This window comes from Ciceribacter sichuanensis, from assembly GCF_024055605.1.
Taxonomy (GTDB): Bacteria; Pseudomonadota; Alphaproteobacteria; order Rhizobiales; family Rhizobiaceae; genus Allorhizobium; species Allorhizobium sichuanense.
Genome location: NZ_JAMXLX010000001.1, coordinates 326941 through 349727 on the forward strand (window position 1 = coordinate 326941; position 22787 = coordinate 349727).

Annotated in this window: 26 protein-coding genes and 1 riboswitch; of the genes, 10 read left to right on the top strand and 16 right to left on the bottom strand. The window is 61.9% G+C overall.

What is annotated here, in order from left to right; translation table 11 throughout:
* Positions 1 to 57: 57 nt before the first annotated feature.
* The 4 genes from NBH21_RS01480 to NBH21_RS01495 all read left to right on the top strand — a co-directional run bounded on the left by NBH21_RS01480 (position 58) and on the right by NBH21_RS01495 (position 2125).
* Positions 58 to 579, top strand: a complete 522-nt coding sequence (locus NBH21_RS01480) for a DUF1697 domain-containing protein (protein WP_250912188.1) — start codon at positions 58 to 60, stop codon at positions 577 to 579.
* A 215-nt stretch (positions 580 to 794) separates the two neighbouring features.
* Positions 795 to 1103, top strand: coding sequence for a hypothetical protein (locus NBH21_RS01485; protein ID WP_250912189.1), 309 nt, complete (start codon positions 795 to 797; stop codon positions 1101 to 1103).
* A gap of 139 nt (positions 1104 to 1242) precedes the next feature.
* Complete coding sequence (locus tag NBH21_RS01490; protein WP_250912190.1) at positions 1243 to 1656, top strand: MerR family transcriptional regulator; 414 nt, start codon at positions 1243 to 1245, stop codon at positions 1654 to 1656.
* Positions 1657 to 1666: 10 nt separating this feature from the next.
* Positions 1667 to 2125 (top strand): cupin domain-containing protein, encoded by a 459-nt coding sequence (locus NBH21_RS01495; protein ID WP_250912191.1) that lies wholly within the window; start codon positions 1667 to 1669, stop codon positions 2123 to 2125.
* Between the two features lie 8 nt (positions 2126 to 2133).
* Here NBH21_RS01495 and NBH21_RS01500 read toward each other — a convergent pair whose 3' ends face one another.
* A complete protein-coding gene (locus tag NBH21_RS01500) occupies positions 2134 to 3057 on the bottom strand; it encodes an alpha/beta hydrolase family protein (protein ID WP_250912192.1) in 924 nt (307 codons plus the stop codon).
* A gap of 231 nt (positions 3058 to 3288) precedes the next feature.
* Between NBH21_RS01500 and NBH21_RS01505 the strand changes: the two genes are divergently transcribed.
* Both NBH21_RS01505 and NBH21_RS01510 read left to right on the top strand, forming a co-directional pair.
* Positions 3289 to 3858 (top strand): GNAT family N-acetyltransferase, encoded by a 570-nt coding sequence (locus NBH21_RS01505; RefSeq protein WP_250912193.1) that lies wholly within the window; start codon positions 3289 to 3291, stop codon positions 3856 to 3858.
* 73 nt (positions 3859 to 3931) lie between these two features.
* On the top strand, positions 3932 to 4498 hold the full coding sequence (locus tag NBH21_RS01510) for a DJ-1/PfpI family protein (RefSeq protein WP_250912194.1): 567 nt from the start codon (positions 3932 to 3934) through the stop codon (positions 4496 to 4498).
* An 11-nt stretch (positions 4499 to 4509) separates the two neighbouring features.
* On the opposite strand, the gene NBH21_RS01515 is transcribed toward NBH21_RS01510, so the two are convergent.
* The 7 genes from NBH21_RS01515 to NBH21_RS01545 all read right to left on the bottom strand — a co-directional run bounded on the left by NBH21_RS01515 (position 4510) and on the right by NBH21_RS01545 (position 8907).
* A complete protein-coding gene (locus NBH21_RS01515; protein WP_250912195.1) occupies positions 4510 to 4791 on the bottom strand; it encodes a hypothetical protein in 282 nt (93 codons plus the stop codon).
* Positions 4792 to 4797: 6 nt separating this feature from the next.
* A complete protein-coding gene (locus NBH21_RS01520) occupies positions 4798 to 5547 on the bottom strand; it encodes a CbtA family protein (protein WP_250912196.1) in 750 nt (249 codons plus the stop codon).
* A 114-nt stretch (positions 5548 to 5661) separates the two neighbouring features.
* Complete coding sequence (locus NBH21_RS01525) at positions 5662 to 5838, bottom strand: CbtB domain-containing protein (protein WP_250912197.1); 177 nt, start codon at positions 5836 to 5838, stop codon at positions 5662 to 5664.
* 119 nt (positions 5839 to 5957) lie between these two features.
* Positions 5958 to 6170: riboswitch (cobalamin riboswitch) on the bottom strand.
* 72 nt (positions 6171 to 6242) lie between these two features.
* On the bottom strand, positions 6243 to 6467 hold the full coding sequence (locus tag NBH21_RS01530) for a hypothetical protein (RefSeq protein ID WP_099056965.1): 225 nt from the start codon (positions 6465 to 6467) through the stop codon (positions 6243 to 6245).
* A gap of 176 nt (positions 6468 to 6643) precedes the next feature.
* Positions 6644 to 7561, bottom strand: coding sequence for a c-type cytochrome (locus tag NBH21_RS01535; RefSeq protein ID WP_250912198.1), 918 nt, complete (start codon positions 7559 to 7561; stop codon positions 6644 to 6646).
* A gap of 100 nt (positions 7562 to 7661) precedes the next feature.
* Positions 7662 to 8105, bottom strand: coding sequence for a c-type cytochrome (locus NBH21_RS01540; RefSeq protein WP_250912199.1), 444 nt, complete (start codon positions 8103 to 8105; stop codon positions 7662 to 7664).
* Between the two features lie 163 nt (positions 8106 to 8268).
* Positions 8269 to 8907, bottom strand: coding sequence for a LysE family translocator (locus NBH21_RS01545; RefSeq protein ID WP_250912200.1), 639 nt, complete (start codon positions 8905 to 8907; stop codon positions 8269 to 8271).
* Positions 8908 to 9034: 127 nt separating this feature from the next.
* Between NBH21_RS01545 and NBH21_RS01550 the strand changes: the two genes are divergently transcribed.
* On the top strand, positions 9035 to 9736 hold the full coding sequence (locus NBH21_RS01550; protein ID WP_250912201.1) for a helix-turn-helix transcriptional regulator: 702 nt from the start codon (positions 9035 to 9037) through the stop codon (positions 9734 to 9736).
* A 72-nt stretch (positions 9737 to 9808) separates the two neighbouring features.
* Positions 9809 to 11032 carry a glycosyltransferase family 87 protein gene (locus NBH21_RS01555; RefSeq protein WP_250912202.1) on the top strand — a complete coding sequence of 408 codons (1224 nt, stop codon included), beginning with the start codon at positions 9809 to 9811 and terminating at the stop codon, positions 11030 to 11032.
* Here NBH21_RS01555 and NBH21_RS01560 read toward each other — a convergent pair.
* From NBH21_RS01560 to NBH21_RS01585, 6 genes are all read right to left on the bottom strand, one after another.
* Positions 11029 to 11907, bottom strand: coding sequence for a metallophosphoesterase (locus NBH21_RS01560; protein ID WP_250912203.1), 879 nt, complete (start codon positions 11905 to 11907; stop codon positions 11029 to 11031). The genes NBH21_RS01555 and NBH21_RS01560 overlap by 4 nt on opposite strands.
* A gap of 141 nt (positions 11908 to 12048) precedes the next feature.
* The gene (locus NBH21_RS01565) at positions 12049 to 12558 is read right to left on the bottom strand and encodes a hypothetical protein (protein ID WP_250912204.1); all 510 of its coding nucleotides are present in this window, start codon (positions 12556 to 12558) and stop codon (positions 12049 to 12051) included.
* Positions 12551 to 13861: a hypothetical protein gene (locus NBH21_RS01570; RefSeq protein ID WP_250912205.1), complete on the bottom strand. Its 1311-nt coding sequence runs from the start codon at positions 13859 to 13861 to the stop codon at positions 12551 to 12553. The genes NBH21_RS01565 and NBH21_RS01570 overlap by 8 nt, the downstream gene beginning before the upstream one ends.
* On the bottom strand, positions 13858 to 14616 hold the full coding sequence (locus NBH21_RS01575) for an ABC transporter ATP-binding protein (protein WP_250912206.1): 759 nt from the start codon (positions 14614 to 14616) through the stop codon (positions 13858 to 13860). The genes NBH21_RS01570 and NBH21_RS01575 overlap by 4 nt, the downstream gene beginning before the upstream one ends.
* On the bottom strand, positions 14613 to 15665 hold the full coding sequence (locus tag NBH21_RS01580; RefSeq protein WP_250912207.1) for a FecCD family ABC transporter permease: 1053 nt from the start codon (positions 15663 to 15665) through the stop codon (positions 14613 to 14615). Before NBH21_RS01580 ends, NBH21_RS01575 begins: the two co-directional genes overlap by 4 nt.
* 1 nt (position 15666) lies before the next feature.
* Positions 15667 to 16755, bottom strand: a complete 1089-nt coding sequence (locus NBH21_RS01585; RefSeq protein ID WP_250912208.1) for an ABC transporter substrate-binding protein — start codon at positions 16753 to 16755, stop codon at positions 15667 to 15669.
* A 279-nt stretch (positions 16756 to 17034) separates the two neighbouring features.
* Between NBH21_RS01585 and NBH21_RS01590 the strand changes: the two genes are divergently transcribed.
* A complete protein-coding gene (locus NBH21_RS01590; RefSeq protein WP_250912209.1) occupies positions 17035 to 17961 on the top strand; it encodes a bestrophin family protein in 927 nt (308 codons plus the stop codon).
* 188 nt (positions 17962 to 18149) lie between these two features.
* Entirely contained in the window at positions 18150 to 20096 is a 1947-nt protein-coding gene (locus NBH21_RS01595) for a putative bifunctional diguanylate cyclase/phosphodiesterase (RefSeq protein ID WP_250912210.1), read from the top strand.
* Positions 20097 to 20123: 27 nt separating this feature from the next.
* Here the strand turns inward: NBH21_RS01595 and NBH21_RS01600 are convergent, their stop codons facing one another.
* On the bottom strand, positions 20124 to 21413 hold the full coding sequence (locus tag NBH21_RS01600) for an NAD(P)/FAD-dependent oxidoreductase (protein ID WP_250912211.1): 1290 nt from the start codon (positions 21411 to 21413) through the stop codon (positions 20124 to 20126).
* Positions 21414 to 21536: 123 nt separating this feature from the next.
* Positions 21537 to 22679, bottom strand: a complete 1143-nt coding sequence (locus tag NBH21_RS01605) for an AI-2E family transporter (RefSeq protein ID WP_250912212.1) — start codon at positions 22677 to 22679, stop codon at positions 21537 to 21539.
* Between the last annotated feature and the right edge of the window lie 108 nt (positions 22680 to 22787).

The following is a 22787-nucleotide window of genomic DNA, read 5'->3' on the forward strand; positions in this document are numbered from 1 at the left end:
ACGCATCGCGGCCCTTTTCGGGGCGCGATGCGTCAGGATTTAAAGGGAGCCCATGGCATGACCGTACACGTTGCCTTACTCCGGGCCGTCAATGTCGGCGGGACCGGAAAGCTCCCGATGAGTGAGTTGAAGGCGCTCGCGGAAGGTCTTGGGCTCCGCGACGTCTCGACCTACATCCAGAGCGGCAACCTGATCTTCCGCGACGATGAAGACGCTGCGTCCGTGGCGGGACGGCTCGACGCCGCGTTGGGTGAGAAACTCGGAAAGCCGCCGGGCGTTTTCGTCCGCAGCGCGTCGGAACTCGACGCCATCCTTGCGTCCAATCCCTTTCCTGACGCAACTCCCAGCCAATTGCTGGTGACCTTCTTCGCAGAACCTCTGCCGGACAACGCGCTGTCTGGTCTTGTGGCGCCTGATGGCGAGGAGGTCGTCGTGCTCGGTCGCGAGATCTATGTACACTATCCGATCGGTGCCGGCCGGTCGCGGCTGAAACTGCCGGTTCTCAAGCTAGGCACGGCGCGCAACATCAATACGGTGGCAAAGCTGTCGCAAATCGCGCACGCCCTCGGTGAGGTCTGATCCGGACCGCAGCATTCCTTCAGGCAGAAGACAGGTCTTGCGGCGCGGGGTTGTTACCCGGCGGCGGCCTCGTTGTGCTCGTGCCGATTCGTTACGTCGTTCGCGCTTTTGAATTTTAGGCAAGTCTTGTCTGCGTCTTCCGCTTGGGCGACGCAAGCTTCGCGCAAGCTTCAGTGGTTAACGATTAGTTAACTTTTGAAACGAGAGCTTCCGACATGCGAATCGACAGCAGTCTGAACAGCTATTATTACCAGAACCGATACATCCCGACCTCCATCGAGGGTGAGGATGGCGCCAGTGAGCAGGCGCCCGTTTCCACTCCGCGCGGTGTTGGTTCGAGTGGTTTCAGCAACTCGCTGGTTTCCAATTCGCTCGCGAGCGCGCTTTGGGTCGTTGAAGGCGGGCGCAAGCCCGTGCCGTCGATAACGCAGCGCGTTATGGTGTCGGATGACCGTAGCGACGCCCAGAAGGTCGAGGACCTCTACCGGGAATACGAGCCGAGCCTCGATGAATACGACGCCTGAGGGGGCGCTCATCCATGGATAGTCCAGAGGCGCCTTCGGCGCCTTTTTCGTGTCGGCAAGCCTGCTTCTTGATTCCACGAGCGGTGCGTCCTAATTTCTCTAGAGACTAGAGATTTTGAGGGCGCAAGAGGACGCAGGAATGTTTTCGATTGGAGATTTGTCCCGGCGCACCGGGGTCAAGGTGCCAACGATCCGTTATTACGAGCAGATGGGCCTGATTGCGGCGGCCGACCGCACGGAAGGCAATCAGCGTCGATACGAGCAGGCCGATCTCGAGCGGCTCGCCTTCATCCGCCACGCCCGCGATCTCGGTTTCCCGATCGATGCAATCCGCGAGCTGTTGGCCTTAAGCCGCCATCCCGACGAACCCTGCGAGCGCGCCGACGATATCGCCCGTGAACAACTGGTCGAGGTGCGCGAGAAGATCGCCCGCCTCAGGAAGCTGGAGGATGAACTGGAGCGCATCGCCTCCCATTGCGGGGGGCATAGCGTTGGCGATTGCTATGTCATTCGAGCGCTGTCCGACCACGGTCTCTGCAACCACGAGCATTGAGGAGATAGGCATGCCGGTGATCAGGCAGGAGGATGCTCCGCTGGAGCAGGAAGACGGCAAGGGTCCGAACGGCGAACTTGGCCCCTACAGCGCGAGACTGCTCAGCGATGCCGGCGGGCTGACCCAGTTTGGCGCCTTCATCGAAACGCTTCCGCCCGGTTCCCGCTCGTCTCGCAAGCACTGGCACGAGCGCGAGGACGAATTCGTTTTCGTCCTTTCAGGAACGGTCACCCTGCACGAGGGTGACGTGATCGCCGAGATGAAAGCCGGTGACAGCGCAACCTTCAAGGCAGGCGTTGCAGCAGGTCATTGCCTGGAAAATCGCTCGGACGGCCCGGTCAGCTATCTCGTCGTCGGCACGCGCTCGCCCGACGAGGTGGTGCATTATTCGGATGAGAACCTGAAATTGACGAAGATCGGCTTCGTCAAGCATTGGACCGACCGGGAAGGCAATCCCATCGTCCGGTAGTCTTCGTATCAGGTCGATACCGACCGGAAAAAGCTGATCGAGCGGGATATGGCTTTTGGCAGGGCGGTGGTGTGATCGCCCTCGATCCGGCTGGCCTCGATCGGAAGCCCGGCGGCCTTCGCCCGCTTTTCCATCAATCTGGCGCCCTGGTTGAGATGCGGCTCCTTGGTGCCGTGCATCAGATAGGTAGGGCATTTGAGGCTTTGTGCATAACAAAGAGCGGTGCGAACCTCGAACTCGCGGACATCGCTGTCGTCGAAGCGGATATCCTCCGGATAGCGCCGGAAAAAGCGGAAGGCATTGGGATTGCCGGAAATCGGGACGGCGGCGCGGAACCGGTTCGACGCCATGGCCGACAGCATGGTGAGCGTACCGCCGATGCTGTGGCCGGCGATGAACAGGCGGTTGCCATCGACGCCCGGCATGCCGGCGAGATGATCGGCTGCGGCCAGGACGTCGCTCACCTCGTTGTAGAAGCCGGAAAAGGAGCCCGCCTGGCCGTTTTCGCCCCGCACCGTCGGCATCATGACCATGTAGCCGGAGTCGATATAGGGCTTCATCAGCGTCCAGTGGCCGGTCCCCATGGCATTGCCGCCATGCAGGAACAGGACGCCGGGGCGCAGCTTGTGCGACGGCTGGTGTTTCGAAACCCATGCCGCAAGATGCAGGTTGCCGTTGTGACCGGAGGTATAGAAGATGCGCTCCGCATTGGCGGGAGGATCGAGCGGCTCGTATTTGTCCGGTGCCGGCCCCTTGGTCAAAAGATGGGTGCGGAAGGCCTGGCGATCGTGCGCATAGTCCCTGCCGATCAGCGGCGGGTTCACGGGTGTATCGAGCGCGCTGGCGATGTCGGGCAGCATCAGCGTGCCGAGAAGTCCACCGAGAACGGCTCGGCGCGAGATTGTTTTTTCGAAATTCCGATCAGACGTCATGACAGCGATCCACAAGATCCAAGCCCCGCTATTTTTGCGCGCTTTTCGGCAAAGGCAAGGCACGATGACGTTACGATTCTGCAGAAAACGCCTGCTTCGGCACGCTCATGTTTCGGCCGTTGACAATCGATTGAAATGGGTGCATTGCATGCAGCCATGATCGACGCACGCGCACTCATCTCCTGCACGTATTTTTGGGCCTACCGGTAACCGGCGGCCCGACAGATCATCTTGTCAACAGGCCGCCGTCAGGCGGCCTTGTTGTTTTCAGCAGCTTCCCCTGATGGCGGTAACCGAAAAAGGGAAGCGAACATGACTGAAGATACCGATATCACCCTCCCACGGCCCCCGGTCGTCATCATCCGCGCGGCGAAACGTCAGGACCTGCCGGCGCTCAACGAGATGATTGCCTCGCTCGCCGCCCATCATGGCGACGCCTCTGCCATGACGCCGGAAAAGCTGGAGCGCGACCTCTTCGGTCCCATGCCATGGATCTCCGCCCTTGTCGCCGATAGTGGCGAAGGCCTGATCGGCTACGCCATTCTCGTGCCGCTCTACAAGGCGCAGGAAGCCAAGCGCGGCATGGACCTGCATCACCTCTATGTCCGTGACGGCCAGCGCGGCAACGGCATCGGCCAGCATCTCGTCGCACGTGCGAAAGAGATGGCGCGCCAGTCCGGTTGCGACTACCTTTCCGTCAGCGCCGCCACCGGTAACTTCGCAGCCCATCGTTTCTACGAGCACATGGATTTCGTGCCGCGTCCGGTAACGGGCATGCGCTACATGCAGGCCCTGTCCTGAATATAAAAGCCCTGATTGTCGAGGCCCTGAGTCTCGACCGCATAAAAAACGCTGTTCGCCGAAGGAATATCGCATGCCCCGCATTATCGTCGCCCTGCAGGATGATTTCGCCGATTGGGAACCCGCACTCCTGATGGCCGCCGCGCGCTACTATCTGGATTGTGAGGTTCTCACAGCCTCGCCGGATGGCAAGCCGGTAACCTCGATGGGCGGTCTCAAGGTGACGCCCGACATCAGCTTTGCCGAAATCGATCCGGCCAGCTCCGATGCGCTGGTCATTCCCGGCGGCTATGCCTGGGAAAAGGGCAAGGCTTTCGATTTTTCCGAACTTGCGAACGGCTTCCATGCGAAGGGCAAGGTCGTCGGCGGCATCTGCGCGGCCGCAAGCGCGCTTGCGGCGACCGGCGTTCTGGATGGTGTCGCCCATACCGGCAATTCGCTTGCCTCGCACCGCAAATATCCCGGCTATCACGGCGCCGGGCGATATGTCGACCGGCCGCAGGCTGTCTCCGATGGCGGCATCGTGACCGCGCCCGGCAATTCGCCGGTGACGTTTACCCAGGAAGTGCTGAAGGCGCTGGGCCTCTGGGTGCCGGCCGCCGAGAGCGAAATCGCGGCATTCTCCGCCGAGCATCGCTGATATGAAACGGCCTAAAACGCCTCCAGCGCACGGCGGATGTCGCGGCTGTTCAGGCTGAAGGCATCGCCCGCGGGTCTTCCGCGTCTGAGCTTGCGATCGGCGGCGAGAAGGAAGGCCGGGTGGTGCTGGCCGAACCAGTCCATACAGTCCTGAGGTGTCGGGGACGTCTGTCCGGTCAGGCTGCGAAACGCCAGACGGTGGACGAAGCCGCGGCAGGCGGAAGCTTCATGCAGGAAGACCAGCGCATCGATATCGATGCGCCAGTCGAATTCGGGGCAGGGTGTGCCTGCCATATCGGATCAGGCTTCGAAGCGGCGGCGGAAATAGCCGCTCAATGCGCCGAGCAGCGCCCAGAAGAAAAGGCTGGTCATCGTTGCGACCACCACGAAGCGATGGGACATCGCTTCCGGCGCGAGCGCATGCTCGCCTTCCGGCGGCACGGGTGCGCCAATGATATGCGGCAGGGCGATCAGCACGATTGCGAGAGCCGCAGCCCAGGGCTTGCGCTGGAAGAACAGCAGGCCGAGGCCGGCGGCCGTCGCTGCCGCGGTGCCGATCCACCAGACCTGACGCTCGAAGAGCGGGGCGGCCGGTGTGCCCGGAAGTTCCGGATGCAGGCCGAAGCCGGGCGCCAGCATGAATACGACGAAACCGCAAAGGCCCCATATGAGGCCGTGCCGCCAGTCGCTCTCCTTGCCGGAAATCTGCATCAGGCCGTTGATCACCAGCGCAAAGCCGATGGCCGTCAGCACATTGGCAGCGAAGGTGTAGGCGTTGCGCTCGAAGCCGTCTGCGGGCGCCCAGGCCTCCGGGTCGTGATGATGGTCATCTGCCTCGGTGGTCGTTGCGGCGGCGGTGCTGGCGTGGTCGTGGCCTTCCGTGGCCGCGCCGGCGTCATGGCTGTGGCCTTCGTCGGCGCCACCGGTCTCGAAGACCTCTGCGGCGAGGATAAGCGGCGTCGTGCCGAGAAACTGCGCGAGCGTCACAGCCGTCCCGGCGATCAGCCCGACCAGCACCGAAGTGAAGACGAGCGAACGTAAAACTGACATGGAATTCCCCTCAAGGCATGTCGCGCAAAAGCGCGTCGCGGCTTTGCGGCAGCGACATGCGAAAAAACTAAGACTGAAAGCGCGCTGAGCGAACCTGAAGGTGCGCGACGTGCCTTAGTGGCAGGGGAACGCGTTGGCGTGGCGCGCATCGTGCGCGGCATTGTGCGCTGCTTCCATCGGCGAGAAACCGGTAAAGCCAACGATGAGCAGGCCGAAGAAGACGCTGAGAAGTGCCGGCGCGAAGCGGCTGACGCTGGACGAAGCGGATGAAGTGATGGTGGTCGCGGACATGTTTCCCTCCGAACGATGACGATGATGCCCGACGATCGAAGGGTGGAAAACGGGGCGAAGGTCGGTGGGGACAAGAAAATCCGGCGACCACGTCCTGTTTCCCGGACACCCCGTCCGGCAGGCGACAACAGGCGATGGCAGGTCTCCTGGCTTGCGGGTCATGACCCCTGAACTGCCTTCCCGGATCGCTCCAGTGGCGTTGTCGTTCAGGCGTTCGCCGCTCACAGTTGCGGGGGCAGCCACGAATCGAGCCCCGTCAGGGTCGTCCCTATCGTGTTCCCTATTAATCCCCGAAGCGCCGCTTCTGGGGAACCATCGGGAGCCACTATCGGAGGCTGCACAGGCCGTGTCAATCGCCAGTCATGCAACAGGTGCGAAATTCCAGGGGGTGAGGCGGTTCTACGTCAGTGCCGGACCGGAGGATTTTCCGACCATTTCTGCAGTGTCGTCTTGATCAGGATGAGCGCGGCCTGCTGCGCGTGATCTCGTTCGCGCGGATCGACGATGCCGGAAAGCCGCTTTTCGAAAGCGGTAACGGTCTCGTTCACCCAGCGATGCAGGGCAGGGTCGGGATAGCTGTCGAGCAACGAGCGCAATGCGCTTTCCATCCGACGTCGTTCGATGCTCATGCCGTTTTCGTTCTCCAAGTGACCGCGGACACTCTGTCGGGTGAGGCTTGCGCGGTGCTGTATTTTAGAATTGTCGCAGCGACGCTTCGGTTCGGGCGAGCTGATCCGGCGTCGCTTCCCGATCAGCCGGCAGGAGTGGGGCGCTTCTGACGAAGCGCCCCGCCTTCGGATCGAGTTTACTTCACCGCCGGTATAGCTTTCAGATAGGCGGCGATCGCCTCGCGGTCATCGGCGGTGATCGCCGCCATGTTCTTCTGCACCTCGACCATGGAGCCGCCAACGCTGTCGAAGTCGGGCGTGAAGCCGGTTTCGAGATAGCCGACGATATCACCCTCTGACCATGAGCCAATGCTTTCCGAGCCGGGCGTGATGTTGGGGATCTTGCCTTCGCCTTCCGGGTTCGGGCCGCCGGCCAGCCATTTGCCGGCCTCGAAGCCGCCAAGCGCGTCGCGCGGCGTGTGGCACTCGCCGCAATGGCCCGGCCCTTCGACCAGATACTGGCCACGCTTCAGCTTGTCGTCCCGAGCGGTGAGCGTGACGCGCGGCGCGTCGTTGAAATAGAGGAATTTCCAGCCGCCGAGAACAAGGCGGATGTTGAAGGGAAACGGAAGTTCATGCGCGGGCGCCACGGCGTCGCTGGCCGGCACGGTCCTGAGGAAGCCGTAGAGGTCGTTGATGTCTTTCGGCGACATCCGCGCATAGGAGCCGTAGGGGAACGACGGGTAAAGGTGTTCGCCGTTGCGACCGACGCCGCGGGTCATGGCGTCGCCGAATTCCGCAAGCGTCCAGCTGCCGATGCCGGCCGTCGGGCTGCTGGAAATATTGGGCGCGTGGAACGTGCCGAACGGGCTCTTCAGCGGCGCGCCGCCGGAAAGGATAAGCCGCGCATCGCCTTCCGCGCCGGGTGCCGCATGACAGCTTGCACAGCCACCGGCGAAAAACACGTCACGTCCGTTGACGAGATCCGGTTCGCCGAGATTCGCCCAATGCTCGGGATCCTGTCTCGTCGGTGCGGTGATGAACACGAAGGCAGCGGCTCCCGCCGCGCCAAGTGCGACCAGGGCGCCAAGTCCCTTCAGCAGTTTCGATGCCATGGCACCCTCCAGCATTTCTTGTCTTGTAAAACAACGCGGCGAAATGCCGGTGCCGTCCCTGCTTCACGCAAGGCGCGACGCCCGGCATTTCGCCTGACGCTTATTTCTTCAGGCGATAGGACTGGTGACAGTCGCCACAGGTGCTGCCGACGGCCTTCATGAGGGCGCCGACGCCTGCCTGATCGGCCGGCATGGCGGCGAGCTGCGCATCGGCGGCGGCGGAAAGGGCGTGTGCCTTCGCCTTGAAGTCATCCATGTTTTCCCAGATCTTCGGGCTGGCTTCGGTGTCGAGGCCGACTTCCGAGCCGGCCGGGAACTGGTCGGGGAATGCCTTGGCGACTTCCGACATCGTGGTCAGCGAAGCCTTCACGACCTCCGCATCGAAGGGCTTCTCGCCCTTGGCGATGGCGCCGATAGCGCCCATTGCACCACCGACCTTCTTCATCATCTCCTGCCGGACGACCTGCGGCTCGTTCGCAGCGATCGCGGCGCTCATCCCGAGACAGGCGATGGCGGCAGCGGTCAGGACAAGTTTTAGCTTCATCGATTTCTCCGTTTGTATCGGCCGGACGTGCCGGCGGTTCTGGGGGCGCCTGAGGGGCGTCTGGATGTTTGCAAAATTCACAAGGCGGAATGAAGTCACATTCCGGTGATGCCTGAAAATGATGTCAAAGATCTGATTTTTATTCAGAAATCTCTCTCGGAAGCTACATGCCCGAGGTTATTCCGTGGATAAGAGTGAATACGGCAGCGGCGATCAACAGGCCGCCGGCCGCGCGCCCGATCCAGATCGTCATGGCAGGTCGCCCGGCCAGCAGGTGGCGTGCTCTGTCGCCGGCCAGCGCTACCGCGCCATAGACGCCGCCCTGCACGGCAATGGTCATCAGCCCCAGTACGAGTCCTTGCGCAAGGATCGGCCCATAAGCGGGTTTCAGGAATTGAGGATAGACCGCGATCACGAAGAGATAGGCCTTGGGATTGAGCAGGCAGGTCGTCACCGCCCGCCGAAATGTGGTGAAGAGCGTAGTTGGCCCCGCCCTATCGACGGTACCGACGGTAATTGTACTTCTTGCTAGCGAAAGGCCGATCCACATCATGTAGATTGCGCCTGCAATCACGAGGGGCAGGAAGAGACGCGGAGCGTAAGCGACAAGGATGCCGGTGCCGAGCGTACCGTAAAGCGAATGCACTGTTCCGCCCGCCATCATGCCTGCCGTCGCGGTGAAGCCGGCCTTGCGTCCTCCGGTAAGCGCGCTTGCCAGGACATAGATCATGTCCATGCCCGGCACGATGACGATGCCGAGAACCAGCAGAAAGAACAGCCAGAGCGTTTGCGTGTAGTCCATGTCAGTATCCTCAGGTAAGAAAGTCCACCGGAGGTTAAAAATTTCCGGTTTCACAGGGGTTTGTGGGCTTTCTTAAAAGTCCCCAACTGACATCATTGTGTCAGTTGTCTCGCCGGGAGTTGAGGAAATGAGAAAGGCTTCGCGTCTCTTCGAGATCATTCAGATCCTTCGGCTTTCCCGCCATGCGGTCACTGCGGCCGAAATCGCCGAGCGGCTGGAGGTCACTCCCCGCTCGATCTATCGCGACATCGTCGCATTGCAGGCGATGCGCGTGCCGATCGAGGGCGAGCGTGGCCTTGGCTACATTCTGCGACCCGGTTTCGACCTGCCGCCCCTGATGTTTTCCGTCGAGGAAACCGAGGCGATCGTGCTGGGACTGGCCCTTCTGGATCGAACCGGGGATCGTTCACTCAAGGCGGCGGCGCGTACCGTCAACGACAAGATTTCCGCCGCCGTGCCGGAGCCGTTGAGGCGCAGCCTGCAGACACCGGTGCTGAAGGCCTGGGGAAGCGTGGCGGCCACTCCCGCGACGCTCGATCTTGCTGCCGTTCGCGGAGCTATCCGGGACGAGCAGGCCCTCGATCTGACCTATCGGGATGCCGGAGACCGCCAGACCGAGCGTCGTGTGCGGCCGATAGCGCTGATTTATTATTCGGATACCGTGAATCTTGTCGGCTGGTGCGAACTGCGTTCGGCGATCCGCAATTTTCGCGCGGATCGTGTTATGGTCTGTTCGCTGGCGCCGACTTTCTTCCGGGGAGAGGGGGATACGTTAAGGAGACGCTGGATGGATGGGTGGGTGGATGGTGCCGGGATGAAGTATTCCTGAGTGTGATTTTCCGGTTTTTGTGTTTTCTTAACAGCGAATTCCTAAGGTGATGCATCCGAAGGAGAGTTTGACATGATCGCGTCGGAAACGCAGGAGACGTGGCGTGAGGGATGGCGACATTGGCCGCTTGCGGCGGTGATCTCGCTTGTCGGGATCGTCCTCCTTGCCGTGCTGTTTGGCGTGATGCTCGGTCTTGTGGATCCCGATGCGGATATGTTTGCCGGCCGCAACCATGTGAATGTTTGGCTGGGATCCTCGCTGCTGCTCTCGGGAAATGCGATGGAGCTTTTTCGCGGGGCGGAAGTCTACTCTACCCATGTGCTCTCGGTGTTTGGGGTCGGGGCAGGCTGGCAGTACTGGAGCTATCTTCCCCATGCGCTGCTGGTTTTCGCGCCGTTTTCGCTGATGCCTTATCTGCCTTCGGCGCTCGTCTTCCTGATGGCGACGCTGGCGCTTTACGGTCACGCCGTCAGCCTGCAGGATCGCGATTTCCCGCCGTTCTCTGCACTGCTCCTGCTGCCCTTTCTTCTGGCCAATATCCTCGCTGCCGATAGCGGCTACCTGACCGCGGCCCTGATGCTTTACGGTCTCGGCCTTCGCGACCGCCATCCCGTGCTCGCGGGCATCGCCATCGGGGTGCTGACGATCAAGCCGCAGCTCGGCCTACTGCTGCCGGTCCTGTTGATCTTCGAGGGCAACTGGCGCACCTTCCTCGCCGCGGTGGCGACGGCTCTCGTGATGGTGGCGCTGTCGCTCGCGCTTGTCGGCGTGAATGGCTGGATCGGCTATGCCGCGTTCAACGCGCCCTACCAGATCTACCTGATGAACAATCTGGGAGGCTTCTTTCCCAATCTGGTGCCCTCTGTCTTCGGCTCCATGCGCAGCCTCGGCTTCCCCGCCGAAGCCGCCCGGCTGTTCCATATGCCGGTGGCGCTGGCCGCCATTGCGGCCTTCATCTGGAGCCTGATGCGGCTCCAGTCGCCGCTTGCCCGTTCCCGCAGCCTGCTCTACGCCACCTTTCTGATCTCGCCCTATACGCAGAGCCATGATCTCGGCGCGCTGGCGGCTCTCGCGGCCCTTGCCGCCCGGCCGGAGTCGGCGCTTCCCCGGAGCCTCGCCATGCTGCGCATCGCGCTCTCGGTGCTGGTCGCCCTCGTGCCGCTCATTACCCTTCTGCTCGGCCTGAAAGGGCTGCCGCTCGCACCGCTGGTGCTGCTGCTGGCCTATGGCGTGACGCTTGCGACCGACAGGATGATCGAGGCAAGCGCCGCGCCGGCACGCGTCCAGTTGGCCTAGCCGGCAACCGATGCGGTGTTCGCCGACGTGATGGAAAGCCGGCGGTCTTCCTCGCGGCCGAACCCATGGATTTCCAGCCTGTCATCAAACAGTTCGACCACGGAGAACGCATTCTCGTCCGGTGTGTCGACCATGCCCTTCATGTTGACGAAATGGGTGCCGCTCAGCGCGGCGTAATTGCCGGCGTGGTTATGACCGCAGAAATAGGCCAGAGCCGCAGGTGATCTTGAGATCACGCCCGCCACCTCTTCCGAGCCCCAGAGATTGTGATCGTTTGCCGGAGCGAGCGGGTAGTGACCCATCACAATGGCGGGTTCGCCCGCTGCTTCCGCAAGTTTCAGCCGTCCGTCCAGCCACTCGACCTGCGCAGCGCTCATGCCGGCATTCCACGTCTGGGCATTCGCTGCTCCTGCGGCGCGCAGCGCGGCAAGCCGGGTCTCGGCCTCCTGCCTGCGCGGATCGCCGGGCGGCGGCGCAAACAGCGAAACCTCGTTGCCATCGGTGAGGATCACGCGCACGCCCTTGCAGACGAAATCGTGATAGGGCGAGGGCATGCCGAGCCTGTCGTGGATTTTCGCCAGATGTTCCGGTGCAACGGAAAAATCGTGATTGCCGGGCAGGAAGAGCGTTCGGTGGCGAAGGCCGCCATAGATGTCGAGCACGCGGTCGAAATTGTCGAAATCCCGGTCGATCACGTCGCCGAGCGTGACGACGAAATCGAGATCCTCGGCGTTCAGCCGGGCAATCGCGGCCTCAAGCTTGTCGAGGCTCTTTGCGTAGTAGCGATTGAGCGTCAGGTTGGGCTCGATCGGCGCATATTGCGGATCGGCGATCAGGCCGAAGCGGAGGCGGGGAAGAAGACTGTCTGAGGGCATGTTCTACACATCATGAAAACCAGCCGCGGGAATAGGCCGCCGGTATGACAGTCGTGTGACGCGGACCGCCGGTGTTGACCGCCGGCGATCTTTTCCCGGGATGGAAAGGTTTGGCCCGCTCCGGTATTCGGGGGGACGACGTCAGAGAACCTTCGCCACGTAGATGTCGCCTGCCGGCAGCGGCAGAAGACGTTCGGCCATCTCGACCTTCAGCGCCTCGTGGCGAGCGGTTTCCTCGTCCGTCTTGTCCTTCTTCGCGCCGAGCGTGACGAACTCCTCGCGCACATGGCCAGGCTTGATCCTCACCTCGACAGTCGTGCCCCTGTAGGTGAAGCGCCAGACATAGGGGCCGGGTGGATCGGAAATCACATCCTTGCCGCCGAGGCTTCGGTCGATGGTCAGCCGCCCGTCGGTCAAGGCCCGCGTCGCCATCTCGATGGCGTCACGACCGCCGGGGCCGGGAAAGGCGGTGACCACGGTGATTTCGCGGCGTTCCGGCGGCGTATCGGAGAGGAGGGGGAAGGCCGCCTGCATCGCCTTCAGCCCATGCACCACGCCGCCCGGAAATCCGCCGCCGTGATAGGTGTTGATATCGGTGAAGGTGAAGGTGAGGTCCTTGCCGCCTTCGCGGACGGTGATCGTGTCATGCATGGGTGTAGGCCTTCAGATTGGGAATGAACCGGTCGAGGAAACGGGTCGTCGCCGGCATGAAATGCGAACCGTGATGGAACATCGGGTCGAGCGAGGAGAGGATCATCCGTCCGGGCGTCGAGACGTCATCGACATAGAGAATGGCGCGGCCTTCTCCGTCGCGGGCGAGAACCTCAGCGCCTTCCGGCGGTACGAACCAGCCGTGCAGGTGCCATGTCACCTCCTTGTCGCCGATGTCCTTCATCAGCGGATGGGAAGAGGCCGCATCGGTTACCCTCACGCCGAGATCTGCCTCGGGGTCCAGCCACCACCACCAGTTCGTCGGCGTCTCGGTGAAATCGATGGCCGGGAGCCAGAGGTCGGAATGGCTTTCGCCGAGCGCGACGACCGTGCCGCCGGCGGCGAGATGCCGGGCGATGATGTCCTTCTGATCGATCATTCGTTGCGCCGGCGTGCGGCAGGGCACCCAGAGCACGTCGTCGGGTCTAAGCACCTCGGCGAGTTCCTCCGGCGTCGTCACCACGTCGAAATACCCGGCATAGCGAGGCCCTTCGAGGCTGCGGATATTGTAGTAGGTGCCGGAGGAGGGGGTGACGATGCGCCGGCCGATCTTGCCCGAGGATTTCGGGCCGGTATAGGCCTCCGCCTCTGCCAGTGGCAACTTGTCGGCAGGCCTTGCCGGGTTTGTCGGCCACGGATCGAGGCATGGGCCACCATTGACCCAGTCGAGGATGCGGGCGGAAAGTTCCGGGGCAAGTCCCCATTCCAGCCCCATGCTGGAAAGATCGTTGCCGGCATGGGAGAAGATGCGCCCGCCACGCGTCCGCGCCCAGACCCAGTCGACCGGCACCCGGGCCTGTCCCAGCCCGTTGATGGCGACGGCACCCTCCGGCAGGGGATTGCAGCCGCGGCCATAGAAGCCGGCAACGCCCTTGTTGGCTTCCAGCTTCTTCAGGTCGAGGCCGTCATAGAGCGGATGCGGGTTGATGGTCGAGAGGTCGAAATCCGCTCGCTTCGGAGCGTCGATCGGCTGGTACTGTGCCATCCCGTCCACCAGTGGACGCACGACATGGCCGTTGAAGAACCAGCGTCCGCCGGCGTCGAGAAAGGCTTCGAGCGCGGGCTTCAGCGCCAGAAGGGCGTTCTGGTCGAGCTGCTGTCCGGTGATGAGGCCCGTGTGGGCGGCAAGCACCTCCGCCGTCAGATCCTTCTGTTCCACGATGACGACATCGCCGCGCGCCGCCGCGTCCAGAATGCCCGGCGACGGTTTGCCATAGGCGGATTTCAGATAGATCGTGCTCATGCTGCCTCAATTCCGGCGAATGCGGGCAGGATTGCCCGGCGTGTTTCGCCAACTGGTCCGGCGACATCGACCCAGCGCATCGGGACGCCGTAAAGCTCGGTCAGCCGCTCCGGCTCGATCATGTCGGCAACGGTGCCGTGGACCTCACGTCCGCCCGGCATCATCATCAACACGTCGTCGGCGGCGGCGAGTGCGTGGTTCGGGTCGTGGGTGGTGAAGATGATGGCGTAGTTGCGCCGAAGGCGCAGCGCATCCAGCAGTTCCAGGGTCTTTGCCTGATTGCCGAGGTCGAGCGCCGAGGTCGGCTCGTCGAATACCAGTGCCTGCGATCCTGTGGCGAGCGCCCGGGCAATCAGCACCAGCTGGCGCTGGCCTCCCGACATTCGGTCGTAGCGCAGGCCGGCAAGTGCCGAAGCGCCGACATCCGCCAGTGCTGCCTCTGCCGCGTCCCTGTCCTCGCGGCGCGGCTGGCCGAACAGGCCGAGATGGGCCGCGCGGCCCATCACCACGACATCGAGGCCGGAAAGCCTTGCCTGCGATGCCCCATGCTGGGGCACATAACCCGCGACCTTCGGCGCGTGACGGCTGCCGTCGGCAAGCCGCTGGAAACCGAGAAGCGCTCTCAGCAGCGTGGTCTTGCCACGACCGTTGGGGCCGAGGATGGCGAGCGAACGGCCGACGGGAACCGAGAAGCTGATATTGCGGAAAAGCGTGCGCTGGCCGAAGGTGACCGAAGCGTTTTCGAGGCCGATCATGGACGGTTCGCCTCCCTGAAGTGACGACGCAGAAGCAGGCCGAAAACCGGAGCGCCGATCAGCGCGGTCAGCACGCCGAGCGGGATTTCGGCCGCTGTCAGCGTGCGGGCCAGCGTGTCGATGAAGGTGAGATAGGCGGCTCCGAGAAGGGCCGATGCCGGGATCAGCGCCCGGTGATCCTCGCCGACGAGGATGCGCGCGGCATGCGGCACCACGAGGCCGATCCAGCCGACGATGCCGGCGACCGCGACCGATGTGCCGGTCATCAGCGATATGGCGGCGAAGACGATCCAGCGCTCGCGGTCGGGATTGACGCCGAGCGAACGTGCCTCGCTGTCTTCCAGCGCCAAAAGGTTCAGCCGGTAGCGCAGGAGCCACACGGCCAGAAGCCCGAGCGCCATGCCCGGAACGGCAAGGCCGAGCCTTGCCCATGTGGCGGTCGAGAACGAACCCATCAACCAGTAGACGATGGCCGGCAGCGACGTGTTCGGATCGGCGACGAACTGCACGATGGAAACCAGCGCGGCAAACATCGCGCCGACCACCATGCCCGACAGGATGACGGTGATGATCTCGGTGCGTCCGTTGATCCGGGCGAGAGCACCGACGAGGATGAGCGCGGCAAGCCCGAGAATGAACGACATGCCGAGCAGAACGATGCCGGAATAGCCGAAAAGGATCGCAAGCGCGCCACCGAAGGCCGCACCCTGGCTGATGCCGAGCACCTGCGGCGAAACGAGGGGATTACGGAAGACGCCCTGAAGCGCCGCGCCGCCAACGGCGAGTGCCGCGCCGGACAGCGCCGCGAGCAAGACCCGTGGCAGGCGCACCAGCAGCACGATGCGCTCGTCCATCTCGTCCGGGATCGTGCCGGGGTCGAGTGCCCCGTTGACGAGGATTTCCGCGATCCGGGGCACGGAGACGGAAAACCGGCCGGCCCCGATGGAAAACAGCATGGTCGCGACCAGTCCCGCGATCATCAGTCCGAAGACGCCGATCCTCAGGACGGAGACACCGCTCCGCACCGGTTCAGTCGCGACCGCGCTCATTTCACTTGGCCTTGAACTGGGCGTAGGCGGTTTCCGCGCCCTGCATGTCCATCCACAGGATGCCGTCGATATCGGCATCGGTGAGGTCGTAGTTGTAGAGGGTCTTGTAGGCCTTCTTCATCTCACCGCGCAGGTCGTAGGCGAACACGTCGGGATGCAGCAGGTTGGCGAGCCACATCCAGGTCAACGGGCTTTCCTGGCTCGGTGGGTCCCAGCGATAGCCGCCGAGCGGCATCTTGTAGACCTTGCGCTCCTTGGCGGCCTTGGTGAGCGACAGGATCGGATTGTTATAGATCCGGTCGATCCCGAGCTTGGCTTCGAAGCTGTTCAGCAGGATCACGTCGGGGTTCCATTCGGCGATCTGCTCCGGGCTGATCGTCGTGCCGTTGCCCTGCACGTCGGCGGAGACGTTCACGCCACCGACAAGGTCGATGTACCAGGCGTTGTAATTGCCCTTGTTGCCCGATGCCGTCAGGTTTTCGAGCGCGCGACCGAGATAGAGCACCTTCGGCTTCTTGTCGGCGGGAATGTCCCTGGCCTTGGCAGCCATTTCGTTGGCCACCGTATCGCGCCAGCCATTGATCAGGGCGGCACGCTCCGGTTTGCCGAGCGCGGTCGCCACCATGTTGTGGTAGTAACGGGTCTTTTCCTCGGTGCCGTAGGAGATCATCGCGACGTTGAGGCCGGCATTGCTGATCGGGTCGACCAGATCGGCGCCGTAATCCGCCCACTGAATCACGAGATCGGGATGGGTGGCAGCTAGTTCCTCGATATTGGGAATGAAGTTCGGCGCGGTGATGTCGGAGGGAATATCCTTCGCTTGCGGGAAGATCCTGCCGAGAACGCCTTCCACAATCGCCGATTTCGCCGTCGGGTTCATGCCGACGAGCTTGGAGGTGCCGCCATCCATGGCAATGATCGTCGATGCCATCGGGATCGGGATCGAGGCGATGCGGTCGGCCGGCCTTTGAAGCGTGACGGTGCGATCCGCCTGGTCGACGATGGTGATCGGATCGGCGGAAGCCGTTGCGGCAAAGCCGATTGCCGCGACCGAAACGGCAAGGCGGGTGAGCAGGCGGCGAGGAAGCATCGGGAGAACCTTTCGAAAAGTGGACAATGACTGTCTTGATTTTCCGATACCTCGGATTGCAAACATGAATAAAAGTGTCAAGATTTTTTATGCTAATATATTCCTTTAGTTTCTGGGGGATTTTGCGCCCTTGACGGAAAGCATGAATTGAACCGTTTGAAATGATTTCTCCGTTTTCCGGCGCCATCGATTTCCGGTGGACGCCCACGAAAAATCGCCTATGAAGGCGATAGACGAATGTCAGGCCCGGTCCAGTCGGGCAGCAGAGGTTCACGTTCCATGATCGTCCGCGACCGGCCCGGTCTTCTCGCCCTGTTCTTCATTCTTCGCGGCTCGGTCCTGCCGATGATCTTTCCGCAGGTGCTGTTCGTCTTTGGCCTGTCGGCGCTGGTGATCTTGGCGCATCGGTTCTGGCCGGCTCTGGTTCCGGGCTTCAACAGCGCGCCGCTTGCGCTGGTCGGCATCGCGCTCTCCATCTTTCTCGGCTTCCGCAATAATGCTTGTTACGATCGCTGGTGGGAGGCGCGAAAGCACTGGGGGCAACTGGTCATCGCGGTTCGCAGCCTCGCCCGCCAATCGCTGATCCTCGAGGGACGGATGCTTGATGGAGAACCGGTTGCACGGCGCCGCCTGCTGGAACTCGCCATCGCCTTTTCCTATACGTTGCTGATCCATCTGCGCCCCGGCGGCGATCATGGCCGCATCCTCCTGCGCTTGCCGAAGGAGCGCCACGTCGCCTTTCTCGAAAGCCGCAACCGGCCGGATTTCATCCTGCGGGAAATGGGCGGCCTGACAGCACGGCTGAAGGCGACGGGAGCCCTGAGCGACATCGAATATTCTGTACTGGAATCAAGCCTTCACGAGATGTCGTCGGTTCTGTCCGCCTGCGAGCGCATCCGCTTCACGCCGGTTCCCTTCGGTTACACGCTGCTCCTGCATCGCACCGCCTATATCTTCTGCTTCCTTTTGCCCTTCGGCTTTGCCGATGTGCTGGGGTGGCTGACACCCTTTGCGACGGCTCTTGTTGCCTACACCTTTTTCGGCCTCGACGCCCTCGGCGATGAACTGGAGGAGCCCTTCGGCGACCTGCCGAACGATCTGCCGATAGGGGCTATTGCGGAGACGATCGAGATCAACCTGCGTGAGGCGCTGGGTGAAAAGGATCTTCCGCCGCTGCCGGAACCGAAGGGTTTCATCCTCATGTGAGGATGTTTCCACAGGCTTCGAATATCGAGACAACTTATAACACGAAATTCTGACGTTTATTTTTCTTCAACGGGTTGCTGGTATACCGGATACTGTCTGGATGGATCCGATGCGATCAACGCTGGCATGAAGGCTGGGCCGGACGTCACACGCCTTCGTATATGTATTCCAGCATTGGTCAGCAGAAAATGACATCATCGGACACCCTCCGGCCCTCACGCGTCCTGGACGACAGCGACGAGGCCGTGGTCGATCTTTCTTCCGAGACCCTGCGTGAAGAGATGGCACGGGCCTTCCGGCCCGTCATCCGCGGTTTTCTCATGCCGGCAGCCGGTTACTATGGACTGCTGACCATATTTCATCTGTTTCTTCAGGACAGCGAGCATTTCTACAAGCTCGGCACGCTCTCCCTCGTGACCTGCGTCGTCGGCCTTTATCTTCACCAGAAGTGGCTGGTTCGCGATGGCGGCTATCGCCGGCTCGAAATCACCAATCTGGTGATGAACCTGCTGATGTACCTGAACATCACCGCAGCGCTGCTGATCGATTTCGTCCCGGAAAAGCTCGTATATTTCGTGCTGGCGATCCCTCTCTTCGCAACGTCGGGCATCAGTGTCAGGGTCATCGTCGCTTCCTGCATGCTCTCCTTTGCAACCTTGTTCTGGTTCGCCAATCGCGCCGGTCCCGAAATCTTCTTCCAATATACCGTGATCGGCCTTGGAGGCACTTTTGCCGCGCTCTGCATGGGGCTGCTGATGCGCGGCGCTATCCTCAAGGCGGTGCGCGCCCGGCTTGTAGCCGATCTGCTGCGCGCGCGGGCGGAATTCCAAGCCGACATCGATAGCCTGACCGGCCTTCCCAACCGGCGTCATTTCTTCTCGACCCTCGAAGCCATGGTATCGGCTGCACCGGAATCCGGAACCCCTGTATTCGTCGGCATCATCGATCTCGACGGTTTCAAGCCGGTCAACGATCTGCATGGACACGCCATCGGTGACGCCCTTCTGACCGAGGTCGGACAACGCATCAGGACCGTTTGCCCGCCGGCCTATGTCGTCGCCCGTCTCGGCGGTGACGAGTTTGCGCTGGCCATTCCGAAGACGCTGACCCGGGATACGCTGAATTCGATTGGCCGTGACATCTGTGACAGGCTGCGCCAGCCCTTCGTGATATCCGGCATCGGCATTTCGATTTCCGCATCGGTCGGCTTCGCCCATTATCCGACCAATGGTGAAACGGTTCGTCAGATCTACGAACGTGCCGACCATGCCCTGTCCTGCGCCAAGCGCGCGGGCCGTGGTGGCGTCGTGATCTTCTCCCGGCGCCATGAGGCGGAGATGAACGACTTCGGGCGGATCGACCAGACGCTTCGCAGCAGCGATCTGTGCAAGGAACTCACGGTGCTCTTCCAACCGCAATACGACCTGATGCGGCAGAAGATCGTGGGTTTCGAGGCGCTTGCCCGCTGGAACAGCGAAACACTCGGCACTGTCAGCCCCGCGCTCTTCATCGCGGCTGCCGAGCGTTCGGGCCTGATCGAGCACATGACGGGCATTCTTCTGAAAAAGGCGCTGGCGGCGGCGGTCACATGGCCTGATGACATCAGGCTTTCCTTCAATCTTTCTGCTGTCGATCTCGTCTCTCCCCGCTCCATCGCCAACATCGTTCGTATCATTCATGAGAGCGGCTTTGCTCCGGAGAGGCTGATTTTCGAGATTACCGAGACGTCGATGATGACCGATTTCGAGCGCGCGCGCGGCTCACTCGGCATTCTCGATGCGATGGGCTGCCAGATCGCGCTCGACGACTTCGGCTCCGGCTATTCCAGCTTCGCCTATATCCATCGCTTCCCGCTGCACCGGATCAAGATGGACCGTTGCTTCGTCACCGGGCTCAAGGAAGACGAAGCCGTCGGTCGCAACATCATCCGGGCGATTGCCGATCTCTCCGCCAATCTCGGCGTTGCATGCCTGGCCGAAGGCGTCGAGACGGAAGCCGAACTGAGGGCGGTGCAGGCGGCAGGTATTCGTTATGTGCAGGGGTATTATTATGGCCGCCCGATGGCTGCTGACGACGTGACCGACCGTCTTGCTGCGCAGGATGATACCCCGCCTCAGGAAGAGGCGGCCTCGTAGCTTGAAGCCGCCCGACAGTTTCGTCGGTCATTCCTGATCGAACGTAACAGCTTTCACCTTGTCTATGCCGAGCACTTGCAAGGCGAGCTTTTCGTAGAAGGGTTCCGCTTGTCCGCTTTTGATCTTGTGCAGGAAGTATTTCTCGAAACCGATCTTCGCGGCATGGACCCATTTCCCCTGGGATGACCAGTTGACGTTGCGCGGCGGGATCTGCGGCTGCGCCACGAAGGCGATGCCGCTATCGCCGAAATCGGCAAGGCACACTGCGTTCCATGTACTCTGGGCCTTCGGTTTTTCGCCGCGCACCAGCGCGGAAATGTTCTGTGCCGTTGCCGTCACCATGCTCTCGATCATGAACCCTGTCTTCGGAACGCCGACGGGAACGGGTGTCTTTCCGGTGGGGGCGATTGCAACACAGACGCCGACAGCGAAGATATTCGGATACCGGCCATTCTGCTGATGCCGGTCGACCAGAATGAACCCGCGCGGATTGGTGAGTCCCTCGATATCGCGCACGGCCTCCACCCCGCGAAAGGCAGGCAACATCATGGTGTAGGCGGACGGCACGTCATGCGTGACCTTGACGGATCCGTCGTCGTTCACCTCCTCGACCGTGACCTTGTCGGGGCCGACCTCCTTGACCCTGGCGTTGGTGATCCATTTGATGTGTTTGGAGCGCAATGCGCTTTCCAGCAGGCTCTTGGTATCCCCGACACCATCGAGGCCGAGATGGCCGATATACGGCTCCGATGTCACGAATGTCATCGGCACGCGATCACGGACTTTCGCGTCCCGCAATGCCTTTTCCAGGATGAAGGCGAATTCGTAGGCCGGACCGAAGCACGAAGCGCCTTGTACCGCACCTATCACCACCGGACCGGGTTTGGCTCGCAACTTTTCGAACGCCGCGCGGGCGTCAAGCGCATGATCGATATGGCAGACCGAGTGGCTGTTGGCCTCAGGCCCGAAGCCGGGGATTTCATCGAAAGCGAGTTCCGGGCCCGTAGCAATCACAAGATAGTCGTAGTCGATGAAACCGCCATCCGCGAGTTCGATACGGCTTTCTGCGGCGTGCAACCGTTTGGCACCTTGCGGATGGAGTGCGATGTCGCGTTTTCGGCAGGCGGGTTCCAGGTCGACCTCGATACTCTCCCTGTCCCTCCAGCCGACGGCAACCCACGGATTGGACGGCACGAAGGAATATCTTGTTCCCTTGTTGACGATCGAGACCCTGTCGTCGCGCGACAGCGCCTCTCTCAGTTCATAGGCCATGATGGTGCCGCCGAGACCGGCACCGAGTACGACGACATGCGCCATGAAGCAACCTCCCGTTTGCTCGATATATAATAAATCATATATACGAATATTTGAAGATATTGCTTGCGTTTTATCAAGTCAGTCGAAAAATTTGGACGCGCAGGCAAATGCCGGGCGGATCGCTCAGTCCGGCAGGTTCGGCTGTATCCGGTTCTGCGGCAGCAATTCGCTGGTGATGGTGATGGCGATCAGCGAAAGCGGCACCGCCAGCATCGCCCCGATGGCGCCCCACAGCCATGTCCAGAAGATGATGGCGACGAAGACGGCGAAGGGATTGATCTCGAGCCGGCGACCCATGACTGCCGGCGTCACCAGATTTTCCATCACCATATGCACAGCGAAGAAGGCTGCTGCCGGCAACAGGCCGAAGAGCAGGCTGTCGTGGGTGAGAAGCCCCGCAATCGCCAGCGCCGTCGTCATGGCGGCGACGCCGAGGAAGGGTACGAAGCTCGACAGGAAGGCGAAGAAACCCCAGAGCACCGGCATGTCGAGCCCGCCCGCCCAGGCGATGATCGTCATGGAGATGCCGATCACGGCATAGAGCAACGACGCCGTGGCGAAGTAGAAGCCGAGCGCCTGTTCGATGGCGTTGAAGGTGCGGATGGCGGAAAGCCTGCGTGCCCGGTCACGAAAAGCGACGATCATCGTCTTGCGGATGGCGTGGCGGCTGCCGAGGAAGAGCACGAGAGCGGCAAAGAAGATCAGCGTCTGCACCACGGCGGGCGTTACCCGCGCGGCGACCGTCGAAAGCACGGTGCTGCTGTTTTCGATCAGCGCTTCCATCGACATCGGGCCGGAGCGGAAGCTGGCGCTGGTGATGTGCAGCCATTTGATGCGCTGGAGATAAGGCAGGACCCGGTCGATCGCCTTCTCGGCCATGGTCGGGGCGCTGGCCGCAAGGTCGGTCAGCGGGCCGACCAGCGTGTTGGCAATGAAGAAGATCAGCGCCGCAAACAGCGTCGTCAGAATGAGCGCGGAAAGCATGGAGGGAATGCCGAGCGCTCCGAGCCGGTCTGCAGCAAGCCCAAGGATCAGGCCGACCACCACGGCAAGGGTGATCGGGATCAGCACGCTCGAAGCGAGCTGGATTGCCGTTATCGCAAGGATCACGAAGATGCCGATCACGGACCAGATCATGGCGAGATCGAGCGCCGTCTTGCGTGCCTTCACGCGATGGGTGGTCTTGCGGCGTACCTCCGTCACGCGGGTCGGTCGCACTTCCGCGGTTTCGTGGCTTTTGCCCGATACCTTCGACCCGTCGTTCATGATGGAATGCCCCTCTATGATGCTGCGTGACAACGCGAAAATGGCCGGAGTGTTCCGTCCGCAAGGTCTCAGTCCGGCAAAGCGTTTTTATTGATTATAACCTCCCGA

Bases quoted from the DNA above. Each gene is read 5' to 3' on its own strand.
- NBH21_RS01480 (WP_250912188.1), top strand. From the start codon at position 58: ATGACCGTACACGTTGCCTTACTCCGGGCCGTCAATGTCGGCGGGACC.
- NBH21_RS01485 (WP_250912189.1), top strand. From the start codon at position 795: ATGCGAATCGACAGCAGTCTGAACAGCTATTATTACCAGAACCGATAC.
- NBH21_RS01490 (WP_250912190.1), top strand. From the start codon at position 1,243: ATGTTTTCGATTGGAGATTTGTCCCGGCGCACCGGGGTCAAGGTGCCA.
- NBH21_RS01495 (WP_250912191.1), top strand. From the start codon at position 1,667: ATGCCGGTGATCAGGCAGGAGGATGCTCCGCTGGAGCAGGAAGACGGC.
- NBH21_RS01500 (WP_250912192.1), bottom strand. From the start codon at position 3,057: ATGACGTCTGATCGGAATTTCGAAAAAACAATCTCGCGCCGAGCCGTT.
- NBH21_RS01510 (WP_250912194.1), top strand. From the start codon at position 3,932: ATGCCCCGCATTATCGTCGCCCTGCAGGATGATTTCGCCGATTGGGAA.
- NBH21_RS01515 (WP_250912195.1), bottom strand. From the start codon at position 4,791: ATGGCAGGCACACCCTGCCCCGAATTCGACTGGCGCATCGATATCGAT.
- NBH21_RS01520 (WP_250912196.1), bottom strand. From the start codon at position 5,547: ATGTCAGTTTTACGTTCGCTCGTCTTCACTTCGGTGCTGGTCGGGCTG.
- NBH21_RS01525 (WP_250912197.1), bottom strand. From the start codon at position 5,838: ATGTCCGCGACCACCATCACTTCATCCGCTTCGTCCAGCGTCAGCCGC.
- NBH21_RS01530 (WP_099056965.1), bottom strand. From the start codon at position 6,467: ATGAGCATCGAACGACGTCGGATGGAAAGCGCATTGCGCTCGTTGCTC.
- NBH21_RS01535 (WP_250912198.1), bottom strand. From the start codon at position 7,561: ATGGCATCGAAACTGCTGAAGGGACTTGGCGCCCTGGTCGCACTTGGC.
- NBH21_RS01540 (WP_250912199.1), bottom strand. From the start codon at position 8,105: ATGAAGCTAAAACTTGTCCTGACCGCTGCCGCCATCGCCTGTCTCGGG.
- NBH21_RS01545 (WP_250912200.1), bottom strand. From the start codon at position 8,907: ATGGACTACACGCAAACGCTCTGGCTGTTCTTTCTGCTGGTTCTCGGC.
- NBH21_RS01550 (WP_250912201.1), top strand. From the start codon at position 9,035: ATGAGAAAGGCTTCGCGTCTCTTCGAGATCATTCAGATCCTTCGGCTT.
- NBH21_RS01555 (WP_250912202.1), top strand. From the start codon at position 9,809: ATGATCGCGTCGGAAACGCAGGAGACGTGGCGTGAGGGATGGCGACAT.
- NBH21_RS01560 (WP_250912203.1), bottom strand. From the start codon at position 11,907: ATGCCCTCAGACAGTCTTCTTCCCCGCCTCCGCTTCGGCCTGATCGCC.
- NBH21_RS01565 (WP_250912204.1), bottom strand. From the start codon at position 12,558: ATGCATGACACGATCACCGTCCGCGAAGGCGGCAAGGACCTCACCTTC.
- NBH21_RS01570 (WP_250912205.1), bottom strand. From the start codon at position 13,861: ATGAGCACGATCTATCTGAAATCCGCCTATGGCAAACCGTCGCCGGGC.
- NBH21_RS01575 (WP_250912206.1), bottom strand. From the start codon at position 14,616: ATGATCGGCCTCGAAAACGCTTCGGTCACCTTCGGCCAGCGCACGCTT.
- NBH21_RS01580 (WP_250912207.1), bottom strand. From the start codon at position 15,665: ATGAGCGCGGTCGCGACTGAACCGGTGCGGAGCGGTGTCTCCGTCCTG.
- NBH21_RS01585 (WP_250912208.1), bottom strand. From the start codon at position 16,755: ATGCTTCCTCGCCGCCTGCTCACCCGCCTTGCCGTTTCGGTCGCGGCA.
- NBH21_RS01590 (WP_250912209.1), top strand. From the start codon at position 17,035: ATGATCGTCCGCGACCGGCCCGGTCTTCTCGCCCTGTTCTTCATTCTT.
- NBH21_RS01595 (WP_250912210.1), top strand. From the start codon at position 18,150: ATGACATCATCGGACACCCTCCGGCCCTCACGCGTCCTGGACGACAGC.
- NBH21_RS01600 (WP_250912211.1), bottom strand. From the start codon at position 21,413: ATGGCGCATGTCGTCGTACTCGGTGCCGGTCTCGGCGGCACCATCATG.
- NBH21_RS01605 (WP_250912212.1), bottom strand. From the start codon at position 22,679: ATGAACGACGGGTCGAAGGTATCGGGCAAAAGCCACGAAACCGCGGAA.